Source organism: Geomonas sp. (assembly GCF_056994735.1).
On record NZ_JBXKJL010000084.1, the window covers coordinates 1 to 5417 of the forward strand.

Annotated in this window: 6 protein-coding genes and 1 riboswitch; of the genes, 2 read left to right on the forward strand and 4 right to left on the reverse strand. The window is 57.1% G+C overall.

The genetic code is table 11. The features are described from left to right. Nucleotides 1-221: 221 nt before the first annotated feature. From AC11W3_RS03865 to crcB, 3 genes are all read right to left on the reverse strand, one after another. Nucleotides 222-560, reverse strand: a complete 339-nt coding sequence (locus tag AC11W3_RS03865) for a YidH family protein (protein ID WP_484092520.1) — start codon at nucleotides 558-560, stop codon at nucleotides 222-224. Nucleotides 561-761: 201 nt separating this feature from the next. Then, nucleotides 762-1106, reverse strand: a complete 345-nt coding sequence (locus AC11W3_RS03870) for a DUF190 domain-containing protein (protein ID WP_484092521.1) — start codon at nucleotides 1104-1106, stop codon at nucleotides 762-764. 11 nt (nucleotides 1107-1117) lie between these two features. After that, nucleotides 1118-1495 (reverse strand): fluoride efflux transporter CrcB, encoded by a 378-nt coding sequence (crcB, locus tag AC11W3_RS03875; protein WP_484092522.1) that lies wholly within the window; start codon nucleotides 1493-1495, stop codon nucleotides 1118-1120. A gap of 93 nt (nucleotides 1496-1588) precedes the next feature. Continuing rightward, nucleotides 1589-1650: riboswitch (Fluoride riboswitch) on the reverse strand. A gap of 512 nt (nucleotides 1651-2162) precedes the next feature. On the opposite strand from crcB, the gene AC11W3_RS03880 reads away from it, so the two are divergent. Continuing rightward, entirely contained in the window at nucleotides 2163-3092 is a 930-nt protein-coding gene (locus AC11W3_RS03880) for a radical SAM protein (protein WP_484091483.1), read from the forward strand. Nucleotides 3093-3160: 68 nt separating this feature from the next. On the opposite strand, the gene AC11W3_RS03885 is transcribed toward AC11W3_RS03880, so the two are convergent. Continuing rightward, nucleotides 3161-4069 carry a hypothetical protein gene (locus AC11W3_RS03885; RefSeq protein ID WP_484091482.1) on the reverse strand — a complete coding sequence of 303 codons (909 nt, stop codon included), beginning with the start codon at nucleotides 4067-4069 and terminating at the stop codon, nucleotides 3161-3163. 298 nt (nucleotides 4070-4367) lie between these two features. Here AC11W3_RS03885 and AC11W3_RS03890 point away from each other — a divergent pair, with 298 nt between their 5' ends. Then, on the forward strand, nucleotides 4368-5102 hold the full coding sequence (locus tag AC11W3_RS03890; RefSeq protein ID WP_484092523.1) for a hypothetical protein: 735 nt from the start codon (nucleotides 4368-4370) through the stop codon (nucleotides 5100-5102). The last annotated feature ends 315 nt before the right edge of the window (nucleotides 5103-5417 follow it).

Sequence of the window (5417 nt, forward strand, 5' to 3'; positions counted from 1 at the left end):
CGGTGGGAATCAGCCAGCTGCCGATCACCGCATTGACCCTTTTGCCATGCGGGAATGTGATCTTCATCTGCATGGGAATCCTCCACTGTTAAGGGTGAGATATAGGTCATTTTGCGGGTAGAGGCGGTGTTGTCAAGCCGCTCTCCCTCCACCGCACCGGTAGACGCGGGTGCGGGTGCCTGACATGGAGAATTGAGGAGAGTGCGGAGGGGAATCAAGAGCTAGAGCATGGCCAGGTATATCGCCAGTCCCAAGCCGATAAGAGCGAGCAGCCCGGTGATAACGAATGCGAAGGTGGTCCCGAAGGCTGTCCTGAAGTTGCCCTCGTCGAGGGCGCGAAGGTAGCGGTGGTGGCGGACCGCGGCGCTCACGTTGATGAAGACCCCGAGGATGATGAGGGTGACGCCGACCGGAAGGGAAAGACCGAGATGGTGAGGGGAAGGGGAGACCAAAGCAGCCTCCTCTCTGAGAAAGATGCCGAACCTGGCCGCGATGAAGCCGAAGCCCATGAGGGCAAGGCCGGTGCGGATCCAGGCGAGGAAGGTGCGCTCGGCAGCCATGTATATCCTGGGATCACAAGGTTCCACATCCAGCCCCGTTTTATAGTGGGATCGGGCGCGAGTGTTCAGGAAACTCTATTCCGGGGACGTCGAGGTGTCAACTGAAGGCGGCCGCACAACCGCCAGAGACGCCACCCGTTCCCCTTCACCTGACTGGCGATGGTGAAGTCCTCCGCCCTCAGCTTTTCGAAGCGTAGGCCGCTATTTCGGTGAAGGGGAGTAGCGGATGACGCGGGCGCTTTCCAGAATAATCATGCCGCCATCCTTCATCATCTCGTCGAGCCGGGGCATGATCGCGTTGATCTTGTCCTCCGTCTCGACCACCTCGACGATCAGGGGGAGGTTGGAGGAGATATCCAGCAGTTTCTGGGTGTGATAGACGCTGTGGGCGCCGAAGCCGCTGATGGCGCGGGTGACAGTGGCCCCGGCGAAGCCCTCCTTGCGGAACAGTTCCACCAGAACCTCATAGAGCGGCTTGTGAGCGTAACGGTCGCTTTCCCCGATGAAGATGCGCATCACGATGTTTTCGCCAACCGTTTTGGCCATGATTTTTCCTCCTAGGTGATAGAGCGGACAGTTATAATGCCGAGCCAGGTGAACACGAGGCAAAGCGAAACGCTTCCCAGCACATTGGCGAAGGCCAGCACGAACTGGCCGTCCTCGAGGAGCTGGAAGGTTTCGTAACTGAAGGTAGAGAACGTAGTGAGCCCGCCCAGGAAGCCGACAGTGAGCCCTAAGCGGAGCGTATCAGAAAGGACGAAACTCCGCATCCCCAGCTCCATGATCAGACCGATCAGGTACGCGCCTATGACATTAACAGCAAAAGTCCCGTACGGGAAGGCGCGGCCAAGGACCGAGTAGACCCAACCCGAGAGGTAGTAACGGGTGACTCCCCCGCCGGCGCAGAACAAGGCAATAGTAGCAGCAATCTTCATCCACCTGTCTCCTTTACAACATTTCACAGCGCAGTCAGTGACTTAACCACGATCAGCCACATTAGATGATATAAAAAAACTCCTGCCCTAGGTTTAAGAGCAGGAGTCATCAGCTTGTGAAAGCGGTTTTGGCGAACTCCATCGCCATGGACTATGTTGCGGAGACATTACCAATAAGAGCTATAAAAATCAAGCGGTAACTCATATTTCCATCGGCAGTCAAACCAGAGCATAAGGCCTCAGCCGTCAGGCAACTAGGGAATGCGCCTTTCTCAACCGCTGTTGGGCGACCAGGACAATCTTTTCGACGATGACAGTTCGCTGGTATTCTTCGCGGTAGTTTCCGTAAGGGCTCCGATTGCTCCCTCCACCTTGATGCGGAGGGTGATGCCCACCGTGTACTACCTGGTACGCCAACGTGACAACCTCCAATTTTCCGATAAGATCCTCTGGATAAAAGTGTTACTTCCCCATCTCCACCTGCTGCACTGGCGCTTTGTTTCCGCGCTTGAGGAGGAACGTGATATGGGAAATGGATGAGTGGATCTGCCTTCATGCGCCGTTTGAATTTATGGCGGTTGGCAATTTCTATTACGACTTCAGGCCCGTGGAGGATGATGACGTAGCCTGAGGCGATAAGCGGCCTAGCTGGCTGTAGTGGAGGCACATGCAGAAAACGCAGCCGTCGTACATCCGTCTGCACGAGACGGGGGAACTGGCAAGGAGGATCGACGCCCTGCAGACGATCCTCCAGGATTGTACCCTCTGCCCCCGGCATTGCCACATCAACCGCCGGGAAAATGAAAAAGGGTTCTGCCGGGTCGGAAGGCTCCCAATGGTATCGAACTACGGTCCCCACTTTGGAGAGGAGCGCCCGCTGGTGGGTCAGCACGGGAGCGGTACTATCTTCCTGACCTGGTGCAACCTGCGCTGCGTCTTCTGCCAGAACTACGACATCAGCCAGTTCGGCGAGGGAGAAGAAGTGGAGGTTGAAGAGCTGGGAGAGATGATGGTCTCCCTCTGGTTGCGGGGGTGTCACAATATCAATTTTGTCACTCCAACTCATCAGGTTGCACAGATTGTGGAGGCCCTGCCGTATGCGATCGAGCAGGGAATGGATGTCCCCTTGGTTTACAACTGCGGAGGGTACGAGGAACTGGCGACCATGCAGCTTCTTGAGGGAATCTTCGACATCTATATGCCAGATTTCAAATATGGAAACAGCGATACTGCTCAGGCGCTTTCCAGCGCGCCGCGCTATGTGGAGACTGCAAAGACAGCCCTAAAGGAAATGCATCGGCAGGTTGGGCCTCTCACTCTCGATGAGCACGGCATAGCGGTGCGGGGCCTTCTGGTTCGACATCTGGTTCTCCCGGGAGGCATTGCCGATACCCGAGAAGTGTTGGCCTTCATCGCCCGCGAACTCTCTCAGGACACTTACATCAACATCATGGATCAGTATCGCCCGTGTTTCAAAGCGGCCGATTTCCCTCCTTTGAACCGTCGTATAACCAGCAATGAATTCAAGGAAGCGCTGGCAATTGCCCGGGAAGAAGGGCTCTGGCGGCTGGATGGGATTGATGCTGAAGATGCTTGAAGAAAGGTTCATGGTGCGATGAGCGTCTTGAACATGTCAGGAGTGCCCCGAAGTGGCGCCGCAGCCGGTCAGAGCCACTCCTGAACAGCCTTTTCCTTCAACTGTCCCCACAACGCTCCGGGGGGCAGATCGAACAGCGTGTATGCCCCATGTTTGCAGGATTGAATCGCCCGTGCGGCGGCAGTCATGACCATGGCGGTCAGCGCCGCCTCACAATAGCGCGCCTCAAGGAGCAGCATCTGGTGGTCTTTTCCCGCCGACCGCCCGCGTCTCTCCAGAAGTATGCCGTGGCCCTCCTCTTCCAGCACCCTTATATCCTCCACTGGAAACACCAGGGTTTCCTCGCCGAGAAAGAGGGGATCGCTTTTGATCGCCGCCTCGATCCGGGCCGGATCAGCCCCCCTCTCAGGTTCCACATATACGTAGCGCCGCACCCTTCCGTCGGCGCCGCGCAACTCGGTGGAAAGCGCTTCCAGCACTCCCGGCACGGCGCGTGCGGCGACGGTGTGGTGCAGGCTAGTGCCGGTATGCCAGGATGTGTCCGTGTGCCCCTTGGGGGCGAGGAGGGCAAACATGGCGCGGAACAGCGACAGGGCACCCGGATTCCACCCCGCCCCGACAATTGCTGTCACCCTGTGGAGGGAGGCGATCCGGTCGAGTTCGTCACGGTGTTCGCTAAACGCACTGTCGTGCAGCGTGGCGCATTCGATGATCGGAGTGCGATGTTGGAGCAGGTCACGGGCAGTCGCCAGCACTTCAGTAGCAGTGACGCAGATGAGCGCCGCGTCCACTTGAGCAAGTTCTCCGGCGTGGGAGACTACGGGAACCTGTGAATGAGGGGGAGGGAGGCGGGCGTCAAGGCTTTCGGGGCGGCGCACAATGCCCGCCAGGACTAGTTGATCGTCATCCGCAATGGCGTCCGCACAGGCCCTCCCCACCCTGCCGAAACCGATAACAGCCAAGTGCAGTTTCTTCATGGACCCTCCCGGCTTTCTGAAATTGATACTCGAAGGACGAAGTGCTTCATTCCCGTAAACAATCGGCTCCCTTTTCGTGGAGTTGAACATTTATGATGGCAATGACCGCAAGGCAGCCTAGGTTTATGTGCTATGTGAACGGCAAAAGGGATCCTGGCACATTAGCCTCGAATACTCGTGTCAGCCAAGCCTTTTACCTCAAACGCTGTACGCTATGCGGTGATTATAACTATAGCCAATGAGTGCAGTCAGGAAAGGGTGAAGGGGGAAAGTTTTAGCGGAAGGATATAACGATATAATGCCACCTATGGGAAAAGTCGTCATTGACCAGCTGTTGGCAAGATTCGGCGGGAAATTTTCGCGGGAACTCGGAATTGATCTGGCCGGTAACGACGCGGCGGAGATCTTCAAGTGGTTTCTGGCCGCCAAGCTTTTCGGGGCGCGGATTTCCACGGTGATCGCCATACGGACCTTCCGGGAGTTCGAGCGGCACGGGGCCGTCACTCCAGAGGAGATCCTCGCCACCGGCTGGGACGGTTTGGTGACCATCCTCGACACAGGTGGGTACGTGCGCTATGACTTCTCCACCGCCAGCAGACTCCAGGCAATCATGGAGAACCTGACCCGTTTATACGGCGGCGACCTGAACGCCCTCCATGAACGGGCGCAGGACAGCACCGATCTGGAGCGGCTCCTCAAAGAGCTTGGCACGGGAATTGGCGAAGTGACAGTGAATATCTTCCTGCGTGAGTTGCGCAGCGTCTGGTCGAAGGCTCGGCCACCTCTCTCCCCACTGGCGCATCTTGCCGCCAGTCACCTGGGCCTTGTCGGGCCGGGGGAGGAGGCGATGGTGGTGCTTGAAAGCATCTGGTCAAAGCAACCAGTGGCAGGGAGGGACTTCTGCGATTTCGAAGCTGCGCTCATCCGGCTTGGTAAGGATTATTGCAAGAAGGGAAGGCAGGATGACTGTCCATTCCGGGATATCTGCGCAAGGGGGATGTTGGTTAAGGGTGTCAGAACCCAATTGCAATAAATCCATGTATCCATGTTCTCAACAACCTTTCCTTTGAGCAGGAACCCCTCCGGGACTGCTCTGATCAGGCGCGAAAACGCCTCCTCGCTGGCCCCCTTGTGGGGGGACGGGGGGACGGGGACGTGCTTGAGTTTATTGAGTTCCTTGAGTAACTCAACGAACTCAAGCACGTTCCTTCCAGCCCTTCCAAGAAGAGTTTCGCAAGCGGATGCATACGCCCATTTCGGAAGTGGGAAAATGGCTGAGGTCCGTACTGTTGGGCCACTACCGGTACTACGGAGTGCCCCGCAACACGCCCAAACTAGCTGCTTTTCG

What these genes read in the sequence shown, in the direction of transcription:
- AC11W3_RS03865 (WP_484092520.1), bottom strand. Translation starts at nt 560, where the DNA reads ATGGCTGCCGAGCGCACCTTCCTCGCCTGGATCCGCACCGGCCTTGCC.
- AC11W3_RS03870 (WP_484092521.1), bottom strand. Translation starts at nt 1,106, where the DNA reads ATGGCCAAAACGGTTGGCGAAAACATCGTGATGCGCATCTTCATCGGG.
- crcB (WP_484092522.1), bottom strand. Translation starts at nt 1,495, where the DNA reads ATGAAGATTGCTGCTACTATTGCCTTGTTCTGCGCCGGCGGGGGAGTC.
- AC11W3_RS03880 (WP_484091483.1), top strand. Translation starts at nt 2,163, where the DNA reads ATGCAGAAAACGCAGCCGTCGTACATCCGTCTGCACGAGACGGGGGAA.
- AC11W3_RS03885 (WP_484091482.1), bottom strand. Translation starts at nt 4,069, where the DNA reads ATGAAGAAACTGCACTTGGCTGTTATCGGTTTCGGCAGGGTGGGGAGG.
- AC11W3_RS03890 (WP_484092523.1), top strand. Translation starts at nt 4,368, where the DNA reads ATGCCACCTATGGGAAAAGTCGTCATTGACCAGCTGTTGGCAAGATTC.